Below are 22,773 nucleotides of genomic sequence, written 5' to 3'. Positions count from 1 at the left end.
CGGCCGCTACAGCTTCTTCGTATTTATTCCTGATTGCCGCCGGGGCTGCCGCCGCCGTGGTTGCCGCCATGATTGCCGCTTTCGCCGCCGTTGCCGAACAGACGCCGCCGCCGCGTGACGACCACCGGACCTTCGGAGTTGCCGCTGCGCTCGCTCGGCGCGCGTTCCGCCGACGGCGTGCCGTACGATTCACGCCCTTCGCGCGGCTCGCGATGTTCGCGCGAACCATGGGGACCGCGCGCGCCATGTTCGCCATGCGACGTTCGGCCCGTGCGCGGCGCGGGCCGCGTGCCGGTGTCGAGCTGGATCGTGGAGATCGCGCGCTTGTAGATGCCTTGCAGGCCAACCGGCGTGCGCAGCATCACCAGGTACTGATCGAACGACTCGATGCATCCGGTCAGGCGGATGCCGTTGACCAGATAGATTTCGACGCGCTTTCGTTCCTTGCGCGCAGCGTTCATGAAGTCGTTTTGCGGATGCGATTCTGCGGAAGCCATGGACAATTCAGGTTAGGTAGACGGTGGTTCGCCGCGATTTTACCCTTTCTACCCTATGCGGGGGCAGAACGCGTCGACGGGGGCGAACTTTGTCCACTATAACGACTTGTGAGCACATAAGCATCCGATAACGCGGGACTGTAACGTTGAGTTACGAATCTGCTGGTCAATGTCGTCTACTTCCGGTCTCTCCAGGCATTGCCGGCATGGATGGCGGAAAAGGAAGAACATAGGGGCATGTTGCGCGACCACGGCGGCGGCGTCGAAGCGCCGCGAAAAAGCCCGGAGAAACAGCGCAGCGAAACAGCGCCACGAAACAGCGCCACGAAACAGCGCCACGAAACAGCGCCACGACGGTGATGGAATAAACCACGCGATCGCGGCGTTAAGTCCAGTATGGCAGTACCGCATTCCGCGGCCTGCCGCCCGCCGCGCCGGTCGGTCGATCGCGTGCCGGGCATCTGCCAGGAGGCTCACCATGAAAGCATCCCGTATTCTGTCAGCGCTCTTCGTCCTGCTCGCGCTCGCGTGCGGCTCCCTCGCGCACGCGGCCGATACCGACAACGCCGCGTCGGGTTCGAGCAACAACAGCAACAGCAGCGGCGGCGGCTACTAACGCCGCGACCGGGCCTGGCACGCCGGGTGACATTCGAAGCGGAAGTGATCGCGTGGCTGCCGCAGCTGCGCCGCTATGCGCGCGCACTGACGGGCGACCGCGCCTGGGCCGACGATCTCGTGCAGGGTACGGCGAAGCGCGCGCTTGCGCGCTGGTCGGCATTCCGGCCGAACAGCAACCTGAGCGCGTGGCTGCTGACGGATCCTGCGGCATCTGTACATCGACCAGTTGCGCGGGCGCCGCGAGATCGCCGTCGACGACGAAAGCGCGCCGTCGCGATCGACGTGTGCAGCGAGCTCGGTGGTAAGCCTGAGACGTGGCAGCAGTAGCGGGCGGTAGCGTGTCGTCAAGGTCGTTAGCGGCGACGCACGCATAGCTGCCCGCGCGACTGCACCCGCGGATTGCCCGACCGACAAGGAGACGCCTTGCCCCAGACGCTGCCGCCCAACCTGTCCGCCGCGCAGTTCGACCGGGCGCTCGCCGGCTGGCGCGCGATCGTCGGTGAAGCGCACGTGCTGCGTTCCGACGCCGACCTCGCCGCCTATGGCGATCCGTTCGCGCCTGGTGAGCCGGGGGCGTTTGTCGCGAGCGCCGCGCTGCTGCCCGCGTCGGTCGATGAAATCCGCGCGGTGCTGCGCATCGCCAATCAGTACCGGATTCCGCTGTGGACCGTGTCGACCGGGCGCAACTTCGCGTACGGCGGCGCGGCGCCGCGTCTCAGCGGCTCGGTCGTGCTCGACTTGCAGCGCATGAACCGCATCCTCGAAGTCAACGAAACGCTCGCCTATGCGCTGGTCGAACCGGGCGTCAGCTATTTCGATCTGTACGCGCATCTGCGCGACAAGGGCTACAAGCTGTGGGTCGATCCACCGGCTGCCGGCTGGGGCAGCGTGGTCGGCAACACGCTGGAGCGCGGCTTCGGCTATACCGACTACGGCGATCATGCGGCGGCCCAATGCGGGATGGAGGTCGTGCTCGCCAACGGCGACGTGCTGCGCACCGGCATGGGCGGCGTCGAGATCGGCACTGCGTGGCAGCTGTATCAGCCGGGCTACGGGCCGTCGTTCGATGCGATGTTCATGCAGTCGAACTACGGCATCGTGACGAAGCTCGGCGTGTGGCTGATGCCCGCGCCGCCCGCGTATCTGCTCGGAGAAATCCAGTTTCGTCGCGAGGCCGATCTGGAGGAGATCGTCGAGATTCTGCGGCCGTTGCGGCTCGACGGCACGATCCGCAATCACGCGGTGATCGAGGGCGGATTGCGGCGCGCGGCGAGCCTGTCGCCACGCCGGCAGTGGTACGACGGCGCGGGCGCGATGCCCGGGAGCGCGGTGCAGGCGATGCTCGACAAACTCGGCGTCGGGCGCTGGAACCTGCATTTCGCGCTGTACGGCACGCCCGAGTTGATCGATGCGCGCTACGCGCTGATCGAGCGCGCGTTCGCGCGGGTGCCGGAGGCGCGGCTCACGGCGGCGCGCTATGCGGGCGATGCTCAGCCGACTGGCGGCGGCGACCGCAACATGGCCGGCATTCCCGCGATGACCGCGTTTCGCATGCTCGACTGGCGCGGCGGCGCGGGCGCGCACGTCGACTTCGCGCCGATCTGTCCGGCGACCGGGCGCGACGCGATGCGCCAGTACACGATGGTGAAAGCGCGCGCCGCCGAATACGGCTTCGACTACTACGGTGGCTTCACCGCGGGCGCGCGGCATCTGCATCATATTTTCGCGGCGATTTTCGATCGCGACGACGCGAACCAGGTGGAGCAGGCCGGCGCGCTGCTGCGCTCGCTGATGAGCGACGCGCGCGCGGCCGGCTACGGCGAATATCGCGCGCATCTCGCGTACATGGATTTCGCGGCCGCGCAATACAGCTTCAACGACGGTGCGTCGCTGCGCTTCGCCGAAACGCTGAAGGATGCGCTCGATCCGAACGGCATTCTCGCGCCGGGCAAGCAGGGCATCTGGCCGGCGGCGTGGCGTGACCGGCGGGGGTACACGTGAACGACGCGTGCGGACACGCACGGCAGACCGAAGCGCAAACAGAACGGAACGTACACGCCAATGGATCGACGCACTTTCATGCTCACCGGTGCATGCCTCGCGACGGCCGCGGGCGGCGCATGGCCGTGGCTCGCGCAAGCCGCCGCGTGCGCTGACGATGCGCGCGCGTTCGCGATCGTCGACTCGACGCTCGAATGCGGCGCGTCGTTCGCACGCTATGCCGCGCATCTTCGGTTGCGGACCTTCGAAACCGGCGACGATGCGGGCGCGCTCTGGTTCACCACACTTGCGCCACTGCTCGACGTTGGGCGGACCCCGCACGCGATGCCCGCGCTGATCGGCTTCACGCGCGCGTCCGATTACTTCGTCCTGCAACACCTCGCGCTTCGCACGGGACGCTTCGTCGAGCATCGTCACGAAGCGCGCGAGGGACTGGATGCGCAACCCGCCCACGTGGCCTTCGCGCTGACGCCGCGCAGCGCGCGCTAGAACTTGTAGTCCTTGTTCTTTGGATCGAAGGTCGAATCGTCGAATGTCCTCGGCGTGATGCTCTCGAACACGATCTGCTCGAAAATCTTGCCGTCGTTGTCGTAAGACTGGACGCTGCGAAAGAACGGATGACGCAGATCGAGCCCGAGCGTTTCCTTTTTCGCGTAGAACTGTGGTTGGCCGACCGGTGTTTCGAACGTGAACGCGACGACGCGCACACCGTCGATGGTCTTCACTTCGATCTGCACCGAACGTGGCAAGCCGGCCTCGGTGTATTTTTTTCCTTCACTCAGGTATTGATCGGCAACGTACTCGGTGCCGAGATCGCGCACGCTGTGATTCGATTGCGAGCGTGCGAGCGCGCCGGTCAGCGACGTCCACAACGGCATCACGTTCATGATGCCGCCGAGGTGGCCGTAGGTTTCGTCGCTACGTTTCGATTCGTCGTAGATGATTTCCTGGCCCGCGTGCGCGCCGTCGGCCAGCCACTTCGCGTAGATGCGCAGCGGGTCGTGCGCGACGCGCACCAGCATGTGATCGGGCTTGTCGGGCCATATGCCGCGAATGCGCTCGAAGCGCGACATCGTGAACTCGTAGGACGGGTAGTCGTTCGGCCCTTCCGCGATATAGCGCGGCAGCGCGAGCGGATCGAGCGACTGGAACAGCGCGACCAGTTGCGCGTCGTCGAGCTTTTCGAGCGTGCCGCTTTGCTGCGCGGCGCGCAGCCATTTGACCTGCTGATCGAGCGTCAGCATGCCGACCTGCGCGGCCGGCGTGGTGGGCGGCTTGACGGCGCTCGCGGTGTTGAGCGGGGGCGGGCGATCGTCGTTCTGCGCGAAGGCCGTCGGCACCGACAGCAGGCCGAGCGCGACGAGCAGCGCACCCAGCAAGCGCTGTCGCCGGCGATGCGAACGGGCGGAGATGCGGTGCTTCATGAGTTTCTCCAGAAAGTGACGCGGCCGCTCATGCAACATGCAAGGCAATAACGCGAAGCAATAAAGCAATAACGCCTTGAAGCAACGCTTATTCCCGTCAGGCGGACTTCTGTTTCGCGAGTTCCTCGTCGCGCAACGCACGGCGCAGAATTTTGCCGACGTTGGTTTGCGGCAGCTCGTCGCGGAATTCGACGAGCTTCGGCACCTTGTAGCCAGTCAGATTCTTGCGGCAGTACGCAATCACCTGCTCGGCGGTCAGTGTCGGCGTGCGGCGCACGATGAACACCTTCACGCGCTCGCCCTGCGCGGGGTCGGACACGCCGATCGCGGCGACTTCGCGCACGTCCGGATGCGCGGCGATCACGTCCTCGATTTCGTTCGGATACACGTTGAAGCCCGACACGAGGATCATGTCCTTCTTGCGATCGATCAGACGGATAAAGCCGCGCGAGTCCATCACGCCGATGTCGCCGGTCGCGAGCCAGCCGTCGTCGTCGATCACCTTCGCGGTTTCGTCGGGGCGGTTCCAGTAGCCCTTCATGACCTGCGGGCCCTTCACGCACAGCTCGCCCGCCTCGCCGATATTGGCCCAGCTGCCGTCGTCTTTCCTGAAGCGCACCTGCGTGGACGGCGCGGGCAAGCCGATCGAGCCCTCGAAGTCGCGCAGATTGGTCAGATCGACCGGATTCATCGAGACGATCGGCGAGCACTCGGTGAGTCCGTAGCCCTCGATGATCGGCTTGCCCGTCACCGCCTTGAAGCGCTCGGCGACGGCTTTCTGCGTCGCCATGCCGCCCGCCATCGCGAGCTTCAGGTCCGAGAAGTCGCGCCGACAGAATTCCTCGTTGTCGAGGAACGCGTTATAGAGCGTGTTGACCGCGGTCATGCCGGTGAATTTTTCGTGACGGATGAACATCATCACGCGCTTCATGTCGCGCGGATTCGCGATCAGGATGTTGCGCCCGCCGAGCCCCATGAAGATCAGCGCATTCACGGTCAGCGAGTAGATGTGATAAAGCGGCAGCGGCGTGAGCACCGTTTCGCCCTCGCCGGACAGCTGCCCCGCGGCCCACGCCTTCGCCTGCAACAGATTGGCGAGGATGTTCCGGTGCGTGAGCATCGCGCCTTTCGCGACGCCGGTCGTGCCGCCCGTGTATTGCAGGAACGCGATGTCTTCGTGGGTCGCGCGCACCGGTGTATGCGGCCGTGCATAACCGGCCGAAAGCGCTTTCAGGAGCGGCACCGCCTGCGGCAGCTTGTAAGGGGGCACCATCTTTTTCACGTGACGCAGCATGAAATTGAGCAGGTGTCCCTTCAGGTTCGCGCCGTCGGCGAGCAGATCGCCGAGCCCGGTCACGATCACGTTGCGCACCTTGGTGCCGGGCAATGCATCTTCGAGCGTCTTCGCGAAGTTCTCGAACACGACGATCGTCTGCGCGCCGCTGTCCTTTAGCTGGTGCGCGAGTTCGCGCACCGTGTAGAGCGGATTCACGTTGACGACCACCGCCCCCGCCTTGATCGTGCCGAACAGCGCGACCGGATACTGGAACGTGTTCGGCAGCATGATTGCGACGCGCTCGCCCGGCTCCACGCCGATGCTTTGCAGGTACGCCGCGAACGCGCTCGCCTTGCGGCCCAGTTCACCGTACGTCAGGTTCGCGCCGACGCTCACGTACGCGACGCGCTCGCGGAACTGTGCGATGCATTCGTCGAAGAACTGATCGATCGACTCGTATTGCGTGACGTCGATATCGCGCGGCACGACGTCCGGATAGGACGCGTACCAGATGCCGTCGGTGTTCGGAGCGGGGTGGGGCACCGGGTTTTGACGAGGCGTGCCGCCTGCGTCCGGCATGTGCAGCGGGGCTTGGGTGGGCTCGGTCATCGATTGCCTCCTGAAAATGTTGGTATGCGCTGCCCTAGCGTTCCAGAATCGCGACGACCCCCTGGCCGCCCGCCGCGCAGATCGAGATCAGCCCGCGTGCGCTGCCGGCCGGTTGGTCGAGTTGCGCCAGCATCTTCGCGAGCGCGGCGACGATACGTCCGCCCGTCGCCGCAAACGGATGGCCGGTCGCGAGCGAACCGCCGTTCACGTTGAGCCTGGTGCGGTCGATCGCACCGAGCGCGCCGGCGAGGCCAAGCTGCGTGCGGCAATATTCGTCATCCTGCCATGCCGCGAGCGTGCACAACACCTGAGCCGCGAACGCTTCGTGGATTTCGTAGAAATCGAAGTCCTGCAACGTGAGGCCGGCGCGCGCGAGCATGCGCGGCACCGCATAGGCGGGCGCCATCAGAAGGCCTTCCTGCTGGTCGAAAAAGTCGACCGCCGCGGTTTCCGACCAGCTCAGATACGCGAGCACGGGCAAGCCGCGCTCGGCCGCCCACGCTTCGCTCGCGAGCAGTACCGCGGATGCGCCATCGGTCAGCGGCGTCGAGTTGCCGGCGGTCAGCGTGCCCGCGTCGCGGTCGAATACGGGCTTCAGGTTCGCAAGCCTTTCGAGCGACAGGTCGGCGCGCAGGTTGTTGTCGCGCGCGAGGCCTTTGTACGGCGTCATCAGATCGTTGACGAAGCCGCGCGCGTACGCATCGGCGAGCTTGCGATGGCTCTCGTACGCGAGCACGTCCTGCGCCTCGCGCGAGATGTTCCAGCGCTTGGCCATCAGCTCGCAATGCTCGCCCATCGACAGCCCCGTGCGGGGCTCGCCGTTGCGCGGCAACAGCGGCTTGAACAACATGCCGGGCCGCAGCCTGCTGAGCGCGGCGAGACGCTGACCGGTACTCTTGCCGCGATTCGCTTCGAGCAGGATCTTGCGCATGCGCTCGTTGACGCCGATCGGCGCGTCGGACGTGGTATCGACGCCGCCCGCGATGCCCGCGTCGATCTGCCCGAGCGCGATCTTGTTGGCGACGAGGATCGCGGCTTCGAGGCCGGTGCCGCAGGCCTGCTGCACGTCGTAGGCGGGCGTTTCCTTCGCGAGCGTGGTGGACAGCACGGACTCGCGCGTCAGGTTGAAGTCGCGCGAATGCTTGATGACGGCGCCCGCCGCGACTTCGCCGAGACGCACGCCGTGCAGGTCATAGCGATCGATCAGCCCTTGCAGCGTGAAGCTCAGCATGTCCTGATTCGATGCGCTCGCGTACGCGGTGTTCGAGCGGGCAAACGGAATCCGGTTGCCCCCGATGACGGCGACGCGGCGCACGGCAGGTTGCGGGTGGGACATGCTCGGCTCCTTTGGGTCGTTCCCAGATTATTGGTCGATGCGAACGGCGCGCTCGCGGTTCACAGCAGCCGCCACTGCATGCGTCCGCGCAAATGCGGCTTTTCCCCGGCGATATCGCGCACCTCGAGATCGCGCTCGATCAGCGAAGGCGATGCGCTCCACAGCGACGCTTCGCCCGGCAGCAGCATCGGCACCTTGAACTCGGCGCTGAGCGTTGCTTCGGCGAGCGGCTTCGGCGGCTGCAGCGACGACGCCGCGCGCGCGAGCGTCCACATGCCATGCGCGATCGCGCGCGGAAAGCCGAACGCCTTCGCCGACAGCGCGCTGATGTGGATCGGGTTGTAGTCGCCGGACGCGCTCGCGTAGTCGCGGCCCAGTTGCGGCGCGAGCTGCCAGCGCGCGATCCGTTGCAGCGCATCGGGGCCGAGCGTCAACGCTTCGAGCGGATGGCCGAGCGCCGGCACCGCGCGCTTCAGGTAGATGCTGTCGCCGTCCCACACCGCCTCGCCGCGCCGATAGATGCGCGTATGCACGACGAACGCCTGGCCCTTGTCGTGACGCAGCAGCGCGCCGAATTCGACCTCGATGCGCAGCAGGTCCTTGTAGGCGAGCGGGCGGCGCAGCCGCACGTGATTGGCCAGATGCACGAGACCGAGCGCGGGCCACGGAAACGCGGGGTCGGTCAGCATCAGCAGATGCAGCGGAAACGCGAGCAGGTGCGGGTAGGTCAGCGGCACGCCGTGCTCGGGAATGAAGCCGCACACGCGCGCATAGCGCCACACGGGGCCGGGCTCGAGCACGACGGCGGGGCGCACGAGCCGCAACGGCGGCAGCCGCGTGTCGCGGCCGCGCTTGACGATGCCCGTCAGCGCGCGCCCGTACAGCTTTGCCGGCGCGGGCAGCGTTTCGATGACGACGGTTTTCGGCCGCGCGCCGTCGCCCGGCGCGGGAGCGAGCTGACGGCTGCCGAACGGATCACGCGGTTCATCCATACCCATGCTCCCGTTCAGGCGCCAATCAGACTTTGACCGCACACGCGCACGACCTGGCCCGTCACGCCGGCCGAGCCCGGATGCGCGAGCCACGCGATGGTCTGCGCGACGTCGACGGGCTGGCCGCCCTGGCTCATCGAGTTCATGCGGCGGCCGGCCTCGCGGATCGCGAGCGGAATCTTCGCGGTCATCTGCGTTTCGATGAAGCCGGGCGCGACCGCGTTGATCGTGATGCCGCGCGCGCGCAGTGGCGGCGCCATGCTCTGCACCCGGCCGATCACGCCAGCCTTGGACGTGGCGTAGTTGGTCTGGCCGGCATTGCCCGCGATGCCGCCGATCGACGACACTGCGACGATGCGCCCGCCGTCGCGCAAGATGCCGCCCGCGAGCAGCGCGTCGTCGATGCGTTCCTGCGCGCTCAGGTTGATGTCGATCACGCTTTGCCAGACGGCGTCGGTCATCTTCGCGATGGTCTTGTCCTTCGTGATGCCGGCGTTGTGCACGACGATGTCGACGCCGAGCTCGTCGAGCGCGGCGGCGATCTGCGCAGGCGCTTCGGGCGCGGCGATGTCGAACGCGAGCGGGCTGCCGTTCAGCTGCCGCATCGTCGCATCGAGCGCGTCGCGCGCGGACGGAATGTCGAGGCCGATCACATGCGCGCCCTCGGCCGCGAGCACGCTCGCGATCGCCGCGCCGATGCCGCGTGCCGCGCCCGTGACCAGCGCGCGCCGGCCGGCGAGCGGCTGGCGCCAGTCGAGCCAGTCGAACGCGGGCGCGTCGTGCGGCGGCGCGCCATGTGCCGCGATCCGCACCACCTGACCGGACACATAGGCCGAGCGCGGCGACAGGAAAAAGCGCAGCGTCGCCTCGATGGCGTTTTCAGCGCCTTCCTCCACGTACACGAGATTCGCGGCGATGCCGCGCCGCGCTTCCTTACCGAGCGAGCGCACGAGCCCTTCGAGCGCGCGCTGGGCAGTCCACTGACGCGGGCTCGCGCAGGCCTCGGGCGGCCGGCCCAGCACGACGATGCGTCCACACTTGCCGAGCGAGCGCAGCGTGTCGTGGAAAAAGCCGTGCAGCGGTTCGAGCAGGCTGCTGTCGTCGATACCGCTCGCGTCGAACATCAACGCGGCAAGCTTGCCCGGCGCACCGGCTTCGGCCGGCTCGAAGCGGCCGGTCATCAGGCCGTGGCGATGGGCGAGCGGCACCCACAGCCCGGCGCTTTCGTGCGCGACGCTCGTCATGCCGAGGGTGGCGATCAGACTCGCGAGCGCGTCGAACAGGCGCGGCTCGCGGCCCGCGCCGATCGCGATCAGTCCGTCGAACTCGGGCCGGTCCGCGCGATAGCGCCGCAGCACCTCGGGCTTCGGCAGCCCGAGCGAGCGCGCGAGACGGCCGCCGAACGGCGAGTTGACGAACTTCAGGTAGGAGTCGTTCATGTTATCGGTTGCTCCGCTGGACGCGCCGCAGGCAGCCCCGTGATTTTCAGGGCGCCGGACGTGTGTCAGTGTGCCTTGAGTTGCGTGACTCCGGTACGGTTTGCCGCGCTGGGTCGGTAGTTTTTTCTGCGTGAGCGCGCGCATCAGGCCAGCAGTTCCAGCGCCTTTTCGAGCGCCTGCTTGCGCTGTTGCAAGCTCGCGAGCAGGTCGAAGTCGGGCGGGAAATCGTCGACCTTGACGACCTGCGCGCCGTAGCGCGCGTAGTCGTCGAGCACGCGCCGCTCGTCCGCGTCGACGAGGCCCTGGCGTTGCGCCGCATCGGTCCATGCGGCGAACTGCGGCAGGCTTTGCGGCAGCGGTTCGAGCAGACCCTGCTTCACCGCCTCGTGCAGCTTCTGCTCGATTTGCGTGAACTGCGGATTGAGCGCGAACGCGAGCTCGCCATAGCCGAGCGCATCGACGTCGGGGTGCGGCACGTACGAGTCGGCGACGAGCCGCTCGCGCGCGGCGCCGGGCGTTTGCATCAGTTCGGCGATCTCGCTGCCGAGCCGGTCCGACGGCTCGCGATGCGGCAGGCCGAACGGGAATGCGAGCACACGCACGAGCGTCGCGGCGACCCGGTTCGGGTAGTTCGCGAGCACGCCGTCGAGCGCGTGCTGCGCCTTGTACAGCGCATCCTCGACGCCCCACCGCACGAGCGGCAAGTCGTCGTGCTGTCGGCCTTCGTCCTCGAAACGCTTCAGCGTCGCCGAGATCAGGAACAGCTGCGACAGCACGTCCCCGAGGCGTCCGGAGATGCGTTCGCGACGCTTCAGATCGCCGCCGAGCACCAACATCGACACGTCGGCGAGCAACGCGAACACGGCCGACAGACGCGTCGCCGCGCGATAGTACGCATGGAGCGGCGCATACGCGCGGCGCGGCTTCGCGATCAGCGCGCCGCCGCTCAGCCCATACACGGCACTGCGCACCACGTTCGACACCGTGAAATTCACGTGACCGAAGAACGCCGCGTCGAACTCGCGCAAGGCTTTCGCGCGATCGGGCTCGCGCGTCGCCGTCATTTCCTTCAACACGTACGGATGGCAGCGAATCGCGCCCTGGCCGAAGATGATCAGACAGCGCGTCAGAATGTTCGCGCCTTCGACGGTGATCGAGATCGGCATTTGCTGATACGCGCGCGCCAGAAAGTTCGACGGCCCCATGCAAATACCCTTGCCGGCGACGACGTCCATGCCGTCGTTGATGACCATGCGCGCGCGCTCGGTGATGTGATATTTGGCGATCGCCGAAATGACGGAGGGCTTTTCGCCGAGATCGACCGCCTGCGCGGACAGGCGGCGCGCGGCGTCCATCACGTACAGGTTGCCGCCCATGCGGCCGAGCGCTTCCTGCACGCCCTCGAACTTGCCGACGGCGGTGCGGAACTGGCGCCGAAGCGCGGCATATGCGCCGGTGCCGCGCACGGCAATCTTCGCCATCCCGACGTTCGACGACGGCAGCGAGATCGCGCGGCCCGCCGCCAGACACTCCATCAGCATGCGCCAGCCGTTGCCGACCTGGGCGCGTCCGCCGATCACCCAGTCGAGCGGAACGAACACGTCCTTGCCCGAGTTCGGGCCGTTCTGGAACACCGCGTTCAACGGCCAGTGACGGCGGCCGATGTCGATGCCGGGGTGGTCGGTCGGAATCAGCGCGCAGGTGATGCCGGGTTCGTCGTTCGCGCCGAGCAGATGGTCGGGGTCGAGCGCGCGGAACGCGAGGCCGAGTACGGTCGCGATCGGCCCGAGCGTGATGTAGCGCTTGTCCCACGTGACGCGAAAGCCGAGCGTCTCGCGGCCCTCGTGCAGGTCCTGGCAAGCGACGCCGACATCGGGAATCGCGGCGGCGTCGGACCCGGCATACGGGCTCGTCAGCGCGAAGCAGGGGATTTCCTCGCCGCGCGCGAGACGCGGCAGATAGTAGTTCTTCTGCGCCTCGGTGCCGTAGTGCATCAGCAACTCGGCCGGGCCGAGCGAGTTCGGCACCATCACCGACACGGCCGCGGCCGAGCAGCGCGTCGCGAGCTTCATGATCACCTGCGAATGCGCGTACGCGGAGAACTGTTTGCCGCCGTACTGCTTCGGAATGATCATGCCGAGAAAGCCGTGCTGCTTGATGAACTGCCACGTTGGCGGCGACAGGTCCTGCCAGACCATCGTGGTTTCCCAGTCGTTCGCGAGGTCGCACAGCTGCTCGCATTCGACGTCGAGGAACGTCTGCTCTTCGGCGCTGAGCATGGCCGGGCCATAGCCGAGCAGCGTGTCCCAGTGCGGGCGGCCCGAGAACAGCTCGGCGTCCCACCAGACCGTGCCCGCCTCGATCGCGTCGCGCTCGGTCGGCGACATCTGCGGCAGGATCTTGCGGAACGTGTCGAGCACCGGTTTCGCGAGCCATGCGCGGCGCAGCGGTTTGATCGTCAGCACGAGGGCGGGGAGTACGAACACGATCGCGAGCAGTGTCGTCAGCAGCGGGCCGGCCGCGCCGCTCACGAGCGCGGCCGCGACCCAGACGATCAGCGCCGCGAGCCACCATGAGGCGCGGGCCTGAACGTAGACGAGAGCGAATGCGGCGATGACGAGCGCCAGGATGAACCACGGCATGACGTTTCCTCCTCTGTGGTGACGCAATCGCCGGGCCAGCTGCGAGTCGCGCACTTGCGTCGGGCGTTACCGTGTCTTACCGATTCGACTGACGGGCACGGCGCAGCTGCGCAACGTAGATGTACTGCTTGTACTCCTCGGGTAAGCGAGCTCGATCGGGTTCCATGTACGACGTGTGGTGGTTACGTCGAGTGATGACGCCGTGAGACGTCGTCAGGCGGTGCCGTGCAGCCCATGCTGATAGCTTGCCGGCGCCGCTTCCATAGTGCCGCCGCGGCTGTTGCTGTCGAACGTGTCGCGTGCCACTGCGCACGCGGCCGCCTCGCCGCTGGTATGTTCTTGCGCACTGGCGAACGTGCCGTCCACGCCGCCGTCGGTCGCATCGCCGAGCACGGCGCCGAACGCGGCCAGTTGCGTGCCGTCCGGCAGCGGCGCCTTCAGCGCGGAGACCATCAGCGACGCCAGGCGCGCGATGGGCTGCACATCGTTCATCGACTTACCTTGCGAGAACTCGGCAATCAGGCTGTCGGTATCGGTGCCGGCGAGCACCCCCGACAGCGCGCCGATCGCGAAATGCAAGCGCCAGCCGAGCTCCTCGCGCGGCAGATGCGGCAGCGCGCGCTGGAACGCGTCGAAGAAGCGCATCGCCACCGCTTCGTAATGCGCGTTCAGAAAGTCGCGGATGAACGACGAGGGATCGGTGTAGGCGCGCCCGAGCAGGCGCAGAAACGCTTTGCCGCCGACACGCGGATCGCGCGACAGACGCAGTGCCGGAATGAACATCGCGCCGAGCACGTGCTCGCAGGTCAGGCGCGCGCCGAGCATGACGTCGAAACGGTCGAGCAGCTTCAGGCGCTCCCGGTTCAACTGATCGAGCCGGCGCGACAGCATCAAGTGAATCAGCGATTCCTTGCTGCCGAAGTGATAGTTGACCGCCGCGAGATTGACTTCGGCGCGCGAAGTGATCTGGCGCAGCGACATCGCCTCATAGCCGGATTCGATGAACAGCGTCTCCGCGGCGTCGAGAATGCGTGACTTCGTATCGCCGGCATGCCGGCCGGGTGTGCGAACTGCCATGTTGCCGTCTCCCAGTTGCCGGGGCTGCCGGCTCGCAAACACGCGATTCAAATCGATATTTGAAACGACCGTTTTTTAGGATAAGAAAGGATGGTCGGTGCGATCAAGGGACGGGCTCGACGAACTCCTCTAGAAGACCTGTCGGGGAGCCATGCTGGCGAAGCGCGGCGCGTCATGCCGCGCGGAAAATAAAAAGACCGTTCCGAACGAATCGGAACGGCCTCGTGTCGTGTTGCGATGTAATCTGGCCTTGCGCTCGACGACCGGGTTGACCCGGCTCCCACGCGTTGACGCACATTGGCTAGCCGTCTGGTTCGAAAGCCTCAAGCTCTTAAACTTGTCCTCCGACCGCGCTACCCGTCGAGCCCGCGCCGACGACTTCACGCGCGGACTGCGTCATGTCGATGCCGCGGCGCTCGCGGCTGAACGGAATCAGCGCGCAGATCAGGATCGCGACGATGCCGACCACGATCGCCAGCACGAGCGCGTAGTTGTTGCCGTGCACTTCGGCGATTTTCGCTTGCAGCGGACCGTTGACCGACGCGATCAGATTGCCGAGCTGATACACGAGGCCGGGGAAGGTCGCGCGGATTTCATCGGGCGAGATTTCGTTCAGGTGCACCGGAATCACGCCCCAGGCGCCTTGCACCGAGATCTGCATCAGGAACGCGCCGAGCGCGAGCAGGATCGGCGTGGTCGAGAAGGCCCACAGCGGCAGCACCGGCAGCGCGATCAACGCGGCGATGAAAATCGCGCGCTTGCGGCCGATCTTCTCCGACGCCCAGCCGAAGAACAGACCCCCGCAGATCGCGCCGATGTTCAGCGTGATCGTGATCCACGACACCGTGTGCGCGTCGAACTGGCGCTGTACGCGCAGGAAGGTCGGATACAGATCCTGCGAGCCGTGCGAGAAGAAGTTGAAGGCGGTCATCAGGATGATCGCGTACATCGACAGACCGACGTTCAGCTTGAGCGTCGCGACGAGGCCAGGACGGACCTTCTTCGCGAGCGTCTTGAACGCAGGCGACTCCGGCACGTGCGCGCGAATGTACAGCACGAGCAGCGCGGGCAGCACGCCGACGAAGAACATGCCGCGCCAGCCGATGTATTGATAGAACAGGCCGAACACGATCGACGCGAGCAGGTAGCCGCTCGGATAACCGGCTTGCAGAAGACCCGACACGATACCGCGCGACTTCGTCGGCACGGTTTCCATGGTCAGCGCGCCGCCGACACCCCATTCGCCGCCCATCGCGATACCGAACAGCGCGCGCAGCACGAGCAGCGTCATCAGGTTCGGCGACAGACCGGACAGCAGTTCGAGCAGGGAGAAGCACGCGATGTTGACCATCAGCGTCGGACGACGGCCGTATTTGTCGGCGAGCCAGCCGAAAATCAATGCGCCGAGCGGGCGCATCATCAAGGTCAGCATGATCGCGACTGTGACCGAAGGAATGTCCGTATTGAATTCCTGCGCGATATCTTTCAATACGAACACCATCAGAAAGAAATCGAATGCGTCGAGGGTCCAGCCTAGATAGGCGGCGATCGTGACGTTTCTCTGTTCCCGAGTCCAGCTCATTGATTGTTCTCCTCAGTCTCCACAAAACCGCGTTTGATCGCGGACGGCACCGTAGCCCTTGCGCCTTATGGCAAGCGCTTCCCGGCGAGTGTACGCCGAGCGTTAAACGTCTGCATGGTTGAAGCCGGTTTTCTCCGTGTTAATCCGGAGAGCAATTTTCGTGCTGAATTCGTCATGCATGTTCAATGTCGGAAAAATGTAATTGCCGGTTCGATTCGTGTTTGTATTTTGTAATGTTTATCGGGATTTCCCAGCGCCCATTTTTTATGAAGTTTATGGCAATGGCGTTTTGACGGGGCGGCCCGTGCCGGTCCGCGCGCCGCATCGAACCTTCATGTACAGTTATTTCGCCAACTGATCGACATATCGCTATGTCCTTGACGCCATCGCCTTCGTTGCTCGACGAGATGCTCGACGCTGTCGCGCGTCGCTATCGCCTGCCGGCGCTTGCGGCCGTCTGCGCGCCGACGCAGCAAGCGAGACCCGCCACCGTGCTCGCGCTCGCGATCGAGCAGGCTCGCGAGGCGAGCGCGCGTGGCGAAGCGCCGGATGCGGCGAACCAGCGCTTCTTCGTCGAGGCGCTCGCGCGCATGATTCGGGAGGCGATGCGCGAGGACGCCGGCGACCCGGTGTTTCAGGCGATGCTGCTACGGCATCGCAGCACGGTGGTGCGCGAGTACGCGTCGCTGGCCGCGCACGCGAGCGTCGATCGCCGGCTGATCTACGCGGCCGTCAATGCGATCGCACATCCGGCCAAACAGCAGCGGCTGCTACCCGGCCTGCAACGCGACGCGCTGGCGCGTCTGCACGCGCTGGCGTTCGCCGAAGCGTGGCCCGAGCTGGCCGAAGCCGTGCAAGCTTGCATCGATACGCCGCAAATCGCGCACGACGCGGCGCTGCAACGCGGCCTCGCGCAATTGCTGGAGAGTGCCGCTTTGCAGCGCTTGCGCCGTCTTTACGCGCTCGCGTCCGACGAGCGCGTGCGTCAGTACCAGACGCTGTGGGATCGCCAGGGGCCGCGCCCGGGAAGCTCGACTGCCGTGGCACGAGGCTTGAGTTCGAAGCAGCGCGGCGCCGCGGTCGAGGCATCGGCCGCCGATGCGCTCGACGCGCTCGCGCGGCGCCTCAATGACGCGCAGGGTGCGCTCGCCTCGTACCGTGTCGTGAACTCGATGCGCGTGCCGGCCGCGATACCCGCGAGCCACGAGCGCGCGAAAACCGAATGGGACGTGGTACTGCTGCGCCAGGCACAACCCCCGGCCGACGCGGCGGCGTGGGACGTCTGCCTGCTCGTCGAAGCGAAGGCATCGGTCGATGCGGCCACCACCGATCTGCCGCGGCTCGTGCGTGGACTGACGCTGCTTGCGCATGCGGACCCGCACACCGTCTACCCGTTTCGGACGCAGCAGGGGACGGTGGGTTTGAGCGGCGCGTCGCTCGCCGCGCTGACGAGCGACGGGGCCGGTCTTCGCAGGACCGTGCTCTATTGCTGCGACGCACCCGTCGAAGCGGCGCCGCGCGTGCTGGGCCCTGCGAGCCGGATGCAGCTGCTGTCGGCGCACGCCAGCCTCGATTTCGCGGCCGCACTGGCGGATGGGCGCGACGCCGATTGCGCGGTGCTGGAACCGGTGTGGCATCAGTTGCTCGAATCGCCGAGATGGCGGACGGCGCTCGACCAGTACGCGACGCTGCGCGAGGTCCGCGAATTGATGGTTCATCCGGACGACTTGCGGGCCGCCGTCGGCATCGCCGACGCAAGACGGTTGAGCGCGGCGCGCTAGGCCTGCCAGGTCTGCGTAGGGCCAACGCGAGCGCTGTGCCGCAGTCGCGGCGCGATTGCATTGGAGGTGGCGCGCGCGTTGCTCGTAGCGATAGATCTTCGAGCAAAAAGGAGTGGTGATGGAAACGCCGTCGAAGCGACTGTCGGACACACAGGTGCAGGTTGCCAGCAAGATCTACGGATTTCGCTCGCCACAGGAGGCGGACCGTTTCGTGCAATGTCTGCGCGACGGCGACGCGAGCCGCTGCGTCGCGGACGTTCCGCCCGAGACAGCAACCGATGCCTATCCCCCAGGAACCCGCACAGGGTCGGGCGCGGGCATGACGATCGGGCCGCTGCCGGGCGGGCTCGATAGCGACGAGTAACGCGTTTGCGCCGGGTCGCCGGCGCGGGCACGGTTCTAACGCCTCGGCGAGCAAAAAGACAATCTCGACCCGGACAATCCGTCGAACCCGCAATTACAACATTTGCAACGTGCGCGTATTGCAACGTGCGCGTGTGGCGACGCCCGCGTCAGCGCACCGGCCCCAGCGACGCCGACAGAGGTGCGGAGCCGCTGCCCAGCGTCCGGTCGATCAGATAGCGGCCCTGTTCGATGCCGGCGCGCAACGCTTCCGCTTCGGTGAGCCATTCCGGCGTCACGGGCTCCACGTTGGCCAGATTGGCGGGTATCTCCAGCGGCCGGCCCTCGCGGGAAATCGACACGTCGGCGATCCAGGCGCCTCGCGAGTTCCGATGCGCGGTCACCGTGATCAGCGCGCCGCGGTGCGCGTCATACATCGCGTGGTGGGAGCCGGGCTCGGCGCGCGCGGCCGGCATCGCGCGTCCGTCCGCGCTAGCCATATCGGAGCCGGTCTCGCCGATGCTTGCGCCGGCGCTGCGGTCAGTGTGATCGGTTGGGGGGAGCGGGGTCATGCTGTCCTCGGCGAGCGAATGATCTGCCTGATTCGAGCAAGCGCTGTGCCGACCGGGCGAACGCGTGCAGGCATCCGTCCAGAAACGGGCACGCGGCGTGCGATCGCTCAGCGCGGGCCCGGCTCTTGCGCTGCGCTCAACGCTGGCGTCGCTTCGCTCTGTCGGTCGAGAGGCGAAGTCTTTGCTGATGGCGGCCGGCGCAAATGAATCGTAAGGAGGACGGAATGTCGATCCATGCGAAGGTCACGAGGTGGCGCAACGTCGGGCGATTCTGCGTCGAACGTGTAACCGACTATAGCGAACTGCTCGCGCTGGAAGTCGAGGAGACGCGAAAGCGTCTGGTGCGCGAGTTGAGCGCACTCATGGCGTTGGCAGTCGCGGGCCTGTTCACGCTGTCCTTCATTTGCATCGCGATCATCGCCACCGCGTGGCAGACGCCTTACTTCCTTGCGGTGGTCTGGGGCGTTGCCGCCGCGTGGCTGCTCGTGTGCATCGTGTCCTTGCTCGTCTTGCGGGCGCAGAAACCGGCGCAATCGCTTCACGTGCTCAAGGCCGAGATTCATTCCGATCTCGACGCTCTCAGGGAGTCGCTCAAATGAGTCAGCCACATCACGCAAATGAGCTTGCCCGGGTCACCATTCTGAAACGCATGGAGGCATCGCGAGCCGCATTGGTCGCGGCGAACCAGACTGCCGCGTTGCCGGCGGTGCGGGCAGCCTCGCGCTCCTCCGCCGGCAATGTGCTCGCGTCGCTCGCCCAGGCGCCGCATGTTGCGCTGCTTCTCGCGCTGGTGATCGGCGGCATCGTGCTGGGGCCGCGCCGCACGCTGTCGATCGCGGGCCGTTCCGGTCTTGCGGCGTGGATCGCCCGCAATGTGCGGCGGTCGATCGCGCAGTGACGCCCTGAGCGAATGCAGCGAACGGACCAGGCAAAGCAGAATCGCCTCAGCGAACCGTGTGCAACCCCACCAGCCTGCTAGACTGGAAGTTCCCCATGCAAGCCATGGAGGGAGATATGACGACCGTCTACGTCGTAAAGACCGGCGAAAAGTTCCTCTGCACCGCAGAGGACGGCGATATCGGCATGGCACCGGAGATTAAGGAAGCCACGTCCTTTCGCTCGTACGAGGAAGCGAATAAAGTCGCGAACGAGCACGCCGACCCCGGATACGAAATCCTCACCATCGACGTTAAGAAACGCTGACGAGGTGTTAGCTGTTCGCGCCCAGGCGTTCAGCGAATGAACGCGGGCAATTCAACAGGCGCCATGCAATATGGCGCTCGACCGGGTGCGTCCGAAATCGTCGTCATGACGGCTTCGGGCATTCAGGCGGCGGCCGAAACCACTCTGCAAGCGCGCATGGCACGACACTCCACGCCGTCCCCGGCGGGGAGAGCATGCTCTGCAGCGGCGAACTGGTCAGACGGACAGGCTTACGATCCGCCAAAGAACACCGGCTTCATCCCACTCGTGCTGGCCGGATGACCCATCTGCTGCGTACCGCTGGTCGCGGGGCCGTAGCCGCTGCTCTGGCCTGCGGCAGTTGCGTTGGTGGTCGGCATGTTGGTAGGAAAGTCGACGGTATTCGCATTGGCCGGATTGAAGCCGGCTTGCTCGAGCTGAGCGATTTCTGCCTGCACTTGCGCGTGCGTCAGCGCCCCGTCCGACTGCGCCAGCGATGCAACTGACACAGCCATGACCGCGACCGCGCAAGCTGTGTGGACTAACGTCTTCATGATGGCCCGCCTCCTTGTTGGTTACTCCGGCTGACTCGCGCTTTGCTTTTCGCGGTTCAACTGATCAAAGGTTAGGTGAGGAACCGCACAGTGGTCGTTTATTTTTCATGGTAGGGGGTTCGCCCATCAGCCGACGCTGGTTGACGCTCGCGCCCGAACGCTCCGATGTCGGCCGCGCATCCGGACCGTACCTCCGGACACGAGCCGACATCATCGAAGCGTGGGTCAAGCAGCCGTTCGCGGGTCGTCGTCGAACATCCGCATTCCCGCGGGTGCCGTCGTCAAGAAAGCTCAGGTGCGCGTAATCGAAGCCCCACCGTCCACCAACGAAGCGGTACCCGTCACGAAGGACGAGTCGTCGGAAGCAAGGTAGAGCGCCGAGCGGGCAATCTCTTCCGGCTTTGCGACCCGCTTGAGCGCGTGCAGTCCGGTCACGAACGTCTGCGATTCGGCCGTATCGTTCATACCGCGATACATCTGCGTGTCCACCGCGCCCGGGAGGATCGCGTTGACGCGCACGCCTTGCGGGCCGTATTCAGCCGCGAGCGCTTGCGTCAGTCCGATCAGGCCGGCTTTGCTCGCGGCATAGGCGGCGGTCCCCGGGAAGGCGAACGAGTAGCCGACGAACGTCGACGTGAAGATGATCGACCCACCGCCTTGCTTGATCATTTCAGGAATCTGATGCTTGGCGCCGACAAACGCGCTCGTCAGGTTGGTGGCCAGCGTCGCTGACCTACGCGCAGGCCGGCTCGTCCAGGTATTGCCTGAATACCGTTTGCCGGATATCGATGTGCTCGCGCTGTATCCGAGCCGTCGCCACGTGAGCGCAAAAGTTCGTGCGGCAATCGATTTCCTGGTCAACGCGTTCTCGGGCGTGCCACCGTGGGACGAGACGTGAAGGGATGTCTGATGTGTGTCGGCTATCCCGAAACCGGATGCCTGCAATTGGGGAAGAGGCCGCCGGGCACGGCGCGTTCGATAGCACGATTCAACTGGAATTCGGTCTGTCACCGTTCTTTAATGTGTCGTATGGCGTGTCATGCAGGAGACCTGACACACCCGATGAAAACTGCACATTGAATTACCGGCACGGTCGCCCTCCAACGAGCTCATGCGGTGGCAGGTCTGGATCAGCGATGTCCCGGAACAAGAACCGACGGGAGACATTCGTGAGAACATCCGACGCCATCATGGCCGGTCTGATCTGCTGTTCATGCGCAGCCGCGGCCCACGCCGCCGACATCAAGGGAGCCGGCAGCACGTTCGCCGCTCCCCTCTACACCCGATGGGCCGCCGACTACCAGAAGTCGGGTGGCAGCAGGGTGATCTATCAGGGCACGGGTTCGTCCGATGGGCTCAAGCAGGTCATCGCCCGGGAAGTCGACTTTGCGGGCTCGGATGCGCCACTGACCGACGATCAACTGACCCGCAACGGCTTGCGGCAATTTCCAACCGTAATCGGCGGCGTGGTACCCGTCGTGAACCTTCCGGGGCTCAAAGCCGGCGAGGTGATGTTGACGGGGCCGGTCGTCGCCGACATCTATCTCGGCAAGATTCAGTTCTGGGACGACCCGGCAATCGTGCGGTTGAACCCAAAGATCAAGATGCCTAATTACCCGATTGCCGTGGTGCGTCGCCAGGATGGCTCGGGCACGACGCTGATCTGGACTCACTACCTCGCGCAGGTCAGTCCGGAATGGAAGCGCAGGGTAGGCGAAGGCACTAGCGTGCGATGGCCGCTCGGCATCGGCGGCAAAGGCAACGAGGGCATTGCCACGTACGTCGGCTATCTGCCCGGCGCAATCGGCTATGTCGCATGGGATTTCACGAAACAGAACCGCTTGAAGTACGTTGCCATGACCAATGCGGCGGGTAATGTCGTTCAGCCCAGCGCCGCGACCTTCAGGGCAGCCGCGGCGAGCGCCGACTGGTCGGGCTCTCTCTCGCAATCGCTGACCAACCAGCCGGGCAAGGATGCCTGGCCGGTCATGGGTGCGACTTATGTGTTGCTTCCCGCGATGCCGAACAAGCCGGGCCACGACGAAGCCACCTTGAAGTTTTTCGAATGGGCGTTGAGTCATGGTGGGCCGACGGTCAACGCGCTGGATTACATACCGCTTCCGGAGCCGGTCGTGACGAAGATCCGCGCACAATGGCCCGCCGATACAGGCGAAAAGTCGGTGCACAACGCGTTCGCAGTGCCGTGACCAGCAATCGTGTCTGGCGCGTGTCGATTTCCCCTATGATCATTCGTCGTCGTCACTGGAGGCGCCGTTGCCTCCAGACACTTTCGTCTTCTAAGGGAAAACCCAAATGCGCGTCATGGTCATCATCAAGGCAACCCCCGAATCGGAAGCCGGGCAAATGCCGAGTACCGAACTCCTCACGGCGATGGGGCAGTACAACGAGCAATTGGTCAAGGCCGGCATCATGCAGGGCGGCGACGGGTTGAAGCCGAGTTCGGCCGGCGCTCGCGTGAGGTTCTCAGGGAAGGACCGCACCGTCATTGACGGCCCGTTTGCGGAAACCAAGGAATTGATTGCCGGGTACTGGCTCTGGCAGGTTCAATCGATGGACGAAGCGATTGAATGGGTAAAGCGCTGCCCGAATCCGATGGTCAGTGATTCAGAGATCGAGATTCGCCCGTTCTTTGAGCCTGCGGACTTTGGCGAAGCTTTTACGCCCGAGCTTCAAGACGAGGAAAATCGTCTGCGCAGGCAAATTGACGGGCAGATGCGTTGACGATTTTCACCGCATCAGTCTGCGGGTACGAACGCAATCCAGATCCGACTGTCCGAGACGCTACGCGGGCTTCCGATACGTTGTCCGGAAGCCCGATGCCACGGGTC

Annotated in this window: 21 protein-coding genes and 3 pseudogenes; 12 read left to right on the top strand and 12 right to left on the bottom strand. The window is 65.4% G+C overall.

The genetic code is table 11. The features are described 5' to 3' along the window. Positions 1-23: 23 nt before the first annotated feature. Positions 24-497, bottom strand: coding sequence for an RNA chaperone Hfq (gene hfq / locus HWY30_RS11275; protein WP_090804149.1), 474 nt, complete (start codon positions 495-497; stop codon positions 24-26). 478 nt (positions 498-975) lie between these two features. On the opposite strand from hfq, the gene HWY30_RS11270 reads away from it, so the two are divergent. The 4 genes and pseudogenes from HWY30_RS11270 (at position 976) to HWY30_RS11255 (ending at position 3,605) form a co-directional block, all read left to right on the top strand. After that, on the top strand, positions 976-1,113 hold the full coding sequence (locus HWY30_RS11270) for a hypothetical protein (RefSeq protein WP_167368637.1): 138 nt from the start codon (positions 976-978) through the stop codon (positions 1,111-1,113). Between the two features lie 26 nt (positions 1,114-1,139). Continuing rightward, positions 1,140-1,395 (top strand): annotated as a pseudogene (locus tag HWY30_RS11265) (sigma factor); the annotation flags it as partial. 143 nt (positions 1,396-1,538) lie between these two features. Next, the gene (locus HWY30_RS11260; RefSeq protein ID WP_090804151.1) at positions 1,539-3,116 is read left to right on the top strand and encodes an FAD-binding oxidoreductase; all 1,578 of its coding nucleotides are present in this window, start codon (positions 1,539-1,541) and stop codon (positions 3,114-3,116) included. A gap of 60 nt (positions 3,117-3,176) precedes the next feature. Then, entirely contained in the window at positions 3,177-3,605 is a 429-nt protein-coding gene (locus HWY30_RS11255; RefSeq protein WP_090804152.1) for a hypothetical protein, read from the top strand. Here the strand turns inward: HWY30_RS11255 and HWY30_RS11250 are convergent. From HWY30_RS11250 to HWY30_RS11215, 8 genes are all read right to left on the bottom strand, one after another. Then, complete coding sequence (locus tag HWY30_RS11250; protein WP_090805695.1) at positions 3,602-4,540, bottom strand: DUF1571 domain-containing protein; 939 nt, start codon at positions 4,538-4,540, stop codon at positions 3,602-3,604. The two genes, HWY30_RS11255 and HWY30_RS11250, sit on opposite strands and share 4 nt — an antisense overlap. A 97-nt stretch (positions 4,541-4,637) precedes the next feature. Further along, a complete protein-coding gene (locus HWY30_RS11245) occupies positions 4,638-6,425 on the bottom strand; it encodes an AMP-binding protein (RefSeq protein WP_090804154.1) in 1,788 nt (595 codons plus the stop codon). 34 nt (positions 6,426-6,459) lie between these two features. Beyond that, entirely contained in the window at positions 6,460-7,761 is a 1,302-nt protein-coding gene (locus tag HWY30_RS11240) for an acetyl-CoA C-acetyltransferase (protein ID WP_090804156.1), read from the bottom strand. A 59-nt stretch (positions 7,762-7,820) separates the two neighbouring features. Next, positions 7,821-8,753: a MaoC/PaaZ C-terminal domain-containing protein gene (locus tag HWY30_RS11235; protein ID WP_090804158.1), complete on the bottom strand. Its 933-nt coding sequence runs from the start codon at positions 8,751-8,753 to the stop codon at positions 7,821-7,823. Between the two features lie 14 nt (positions 8,754-8,767). After that, complete coding sequence (locus HWY30_RS11230) at positions 8,768-10,192, bottom strand: 3-oxoacyl-ACP reductase (protein ID WP_090804160.1); 1,425 nt, start codon at positions 10,190-10,192, stop codon at positions 8,768-8,770. A 143-nt stretch (positions 10,193-10,335) separates the two neighbouring features. Continuing rightward, the gene (locus HWY30_RS11225; RefSeq protein WP_090804162.1) at positions 10,336-12,834 is read right to left on the bottom strand and encodes an acyl-CoA dehydrogenase; all 2,499 of its coding nucleotides are present in this window, start codon (positions 12,832-12,834) and stop codon (positions 10,336-10,338) included. A 213-nt stretch (positions 12,835-13,047) separates the two neighbouring features. Further along, positions 13,048-13,911: a TetR/AcrR family transcriptional regulator gene (locus HWY30_RS11220; RefSeq protein WP_090805697.1), complete on the bottom strand. Its 864-nt coding sequence runs from the start codon at positions 13,909-13,911 to the stop codon at positions 13,048-13,050. A 331-nt stretch (positions 13,912-14,242) separates the two neighbouring features. Further along, a complete protein-coding gene (locus HWY30_RS11215) occupies positions 14,243-15,493 on the bottom strand; it encodes an MFS transporter (RefSeq protein WP_090804164.1) in 1,251 nt (416 codons plus the stop codon). Positions 15,494-15,864: 371 nt separating this feature from the next. Between HWY30_RS11215 and HWY30_RS11210 the strand changes: the two genes are divergently transcribed. Beyond that, complete coding sequence (locus tag HWY30_RS11210) at positions 15,865-17,274, top strand: 3-deoxy-D-arabino-heptulosonate 7-phosphate synthase (RefSeq protein ID WP_090804166.1); 1,410 nt, start codon at positions 15,865-15,867, stop codon at positions 17,272-17,274. Between the two features lie 118 nt (positions 17,275-17,392). Next, positions 17,393-17,638 carry a hypothetical protein gene (locus tag HWY30_RS11205; RefSeq protein WP_090804167.1) on the top strand — a complete coding sequence of 82 codons (246 nt, stop codon included), beginning with the start codon at positions 17,393-17,395 and terminating at the stop codon, positions 17,636-17,638. 148 nt (positions 17,639-17,786) lie between these two features. Here the strand turns inward: HWY30_RS11205 and HWY30_RS11200 are convergent, their stop codons facing one another. Next, the gene (locus HWY30_RS11200; protein ID WP_090804168.1) at positions 17,787-18,188 is read right to left on the bottom strand and encodes a DUF6566 family protein; all 402 of its coding nucleotides are present in this window, start codon (positions 18,186-18,188) and stop codon (positions 17,787-17,789) included. A 224-nt stretch (positions 18,189-18,412) separates the two neighbouring features. Here HWY30_RS11200 and HWY30_RS11195 point away from each other — a divergent pair, with 224 nt between their 5' ends. The 3 genes from HWY30_RS11195 to HWY30_RS11185 all read left to right on the top strand — a co-directional run bounded on the left by HWY30_RS11195 (position 18,413) and on the right by HWY30_RS11185 (position 19,391). Then, on the top strand, positions 18,413-18,787 hold the full coding sequence (locus HWY30_RS11195; protein ID WP_090804170.1) for a phage holin family protein: 375 nt from the start codon (positions 18,413-18,415) through the stop codon (positions 18,785-18,787). Further along, positions 18,784-19,086 (top strand): hypothetical protein, encoded by a 303-nt coding sequence (locus tag HWY30_RS11190; RefSeq protein WP_167368638.1) that lies wholly within the window; start codon positions 18,784-18,786, stop codon positions 19,084-19,086. The genes HWY30_RS11195 and HWY30_RS11190 overlap by 4 nt, the downstream gene beginning before the upstream one ends. Positions 19,087-19,202: 116 nt before the next feature. Next, a complete protein-coding gene (locus HWY30_RS11185) occupies positions 19,203-19,391 on the top strand; it encodes a hypothetical protein (RefSeq protein ID WP_090805701.1) in 189 nt (62 codons plus the stop codon). Positions 19,392-19,621: 230 nt separating this feature from the next. On the opposite strand, the gene HWY30_RS11180 is transcribed toward HWY30_RS11185, so the two are convergent. Beyond that, positions 19,622-19,924: a DUF4148 domain-containing protein gene (locus HWY30_RS11180; protein ID WP_090804172.1), complete on the bottom strand. Its 303-nt coding sequence runs from the start codon at positions 19,922-19,924 to the stop codon at positions 19,622-19,624. A gap of 291 nt (positions 19,925-20,215) precedes the next feature. Continuing rightward, positions 20,216-20,656: pseudogene (locus tag HWY30_RS11175) on the bottom strand (SDR family oxidoreductase); the annotation flags it as partial. On the opposite strand from HWY30_RS11175, the pseudogene HWY30_RS11170 reads away from it, so the two are divergent. The 3 genes and pseudogenes from HWY30_RS11170 to HWY30_RS11160 form a co-directional block, all read left to right on the top strand. Continuing rightward, positions 20,655-20,822 (top strand): annotated as a pseudogene (locus tag HWY30_RS11170) (LysR family transcriptional regulator); the annotation flags it as partial. The pseudogenes HWY30_RS11175 and HWY30_RS11170 sit on opposite strands and share 2 nt — an antisense overlap. 292 nt (positions 20,823-21,114) lie before the next feature. Then, positions 21,115-22,131: a phosphate ABC transporter substrate-binding protein PstS gene (gene pstS / locus HWY30_RS11165; protein WP_090804173.1), complete on the top strand. Its 1,017-nt coding sequence runs from the start codon at positions 21,115-21,117 to the stop codon at positions 22,129-22,131. A 106-nt stretch (positions 22,132-22,237) separates the two neighbouring features. Further along, entirely contained in the window at positions 22,238-22,666 is a 429-nt protein-coding gene (locus tag HWY30_RS11160; protein WP_018418318.1) for a YciI family protein, read from the top strand. Positions 22,667-22,773: the final 107 nt, after the last annotated feature.

The sequence above is a fragment of the Paraburkholderia tuberum STM678 genome, from assembly GCF_902833905.1.
Classification (GTDB): Bacteria; Pseudomonadota; Gammaproteobacteria; order Burkholderiales; family Burkholderiaceae; genus Paraburkholderia; species Paraburkholderia tuberum.
This window is presented reverse-complemented; position numbering and strand designations above follow the sequence as displayed.

What these genes read in the sequence shown, in the direction of transcription:
- HWY30_RS11190 (WP_167368638.1), top strand. Translation starts at nt 18,784, where the DNA reads ATGAGTCAGCCACATCACGCAAATGAGCTTGCCCGGGTCACCATTCTG.
- HWY30_RS11215 (WP_090804164.1), bottom strand. Translation starts at nt 15,493, where the DNA reads ATGAGCTGGACTCGGGAACAGAGAAACGTCACGATCGCCGCCTATCTA.
- HWY30_RS11205 (WP_090804167.1), top strand. Translation starts at nt 17,393, where the DNA reads ATGGAAACGCCGTCGAAGCGACTGTCGGACACACAGGTGCAGGTTGCC.
- HWY30_RS11255 (WP_090804152.1), top strand. Translation starts at nt 3,177, where the DNA reads ATGGATCGACGCACTTTCATGCTCACCGGTGCATGCCTCGCGACGGCC.
- HWY30_RS11220 (WP_090805697.1), bottom strand. Translation starts at nt 13,911, where the DNA reads ATGGCAGTTCGCACACCCGGCCGGCATGCCGGCGATACGAAGTCACGC.
- HWY30_RS11225 (WP_090804162.1), bottom strand. Translation starts at nt 12,834, where the DNA reads ATGCCGTGGTTCATCCTGGCGCTCGTCATCGCCGCATTCGCTCTCGTC.
- HWY30_RS11185 (WP_090805701.1), top strand. Translation starts at nt 19,203, where the DNA reads ATGACGACCGTCTACGTCGTAAAGACCGGCGAAAAGTTCCTCTGCACC.
- HWY30_RS11240 (WP_090804156.1), bottom strand. Translation starts at nt 7,761, where the DNA reads ATGTCCCACCCGCAACCTGCCGTGCGCCGCGTCGCCGTCATCGGGGGC.
- hfq (WP_090804149.1), bottom strand. Translation starts at nt 497, where the DNA reads ATGGCTTCCGCAGAATCGCATCCGCAAAACGACTTCATGAACGCTGCG.
- pstS (WP_090804173.1), top strand. Translation starts at nt 21,115, where the DNA reads ATGGCCGGTCTGATCTGCTGTTCATGCGCAGCCGCGGCCCACGCCGCC.
- HWY30_RS11160 (WP_018418318.1), top strand. Translation starts at nt 22,238, where the DNA reads ATGCGCGTCATGGTCATCATCAAGGCAACCCCCGAATCGGAAGCCGGG.
- HWY30_RS11230 (WP_090804160.1), bottom strand. Translation starts at nt 10,192, where the DNA reads ATGAACGACTCCTACCTGAAGTTCGTCAACTCGCCGTTCGGCGGCCGT.
- HWY30_RS11235 (WP_090804158.1), bottom strand. Translation starts at nt 8,753, where the DNA reads ATGGATGAACCGCGTGATCCGTTCGGCAGCCGTCAGCTCGCTCCCGCG.
- HWY30_RS11200 (WP_090804168.1), bottom strand. Translation starts at nt 18,188, where the DNA reads ATGACCCCGCTCCCCCCAACCGATCACACTGACCGCAGCGCCGGCGCA.
- HWY30_RS11210 (WP_090804166.1), top strand. Translation starts at nt 15,865, where the DNA reads ATGTCCTTGACGCCATCGCCTTCGTTGCTCGACGAGATGCTCGACGCT.
- HWY30_RS11250 (WP_090805695.1), bottom strand. Translation starts at nt 4,540, where the DNA reads ATGAAGCACCGCATCTCCGCCCGTTCGCATCGCCGGCGACAGCGCTTG.
- HWY30_RS11195 (WP_090804170.1), top strand. Translation starts at nt 18,413, where the DNA reads ATGTCGATCCATGCGAAGGTCACGAGGTGGCGCAACGTCGGGCGATTC.
- HWY30_RS11270 (WP_167368637.1), top strand. Translation starts at nt 976, where the DNA reads ATGAAAGCATCCCGTATTCTGTCAGCGCTCTTCGTCCTGCTCGCGCTC.
- HWY30_RS11245 (WP_090804154.1), bottom strand. Translation starts at nt 6,425, where the DNA reads ATGACCGAGCCCACCCAAGCCCCGCTGCACATGCCGGACGCAGGCGGC.
- HWY30_RS11180 (WP_090804172.1), bottom strand. Translation starts at nt 19,924, where the DNA reads ATGAAGACGTTAGTCCACACAGCTTGCGCGGTCGCGGTCATGGCTGTG.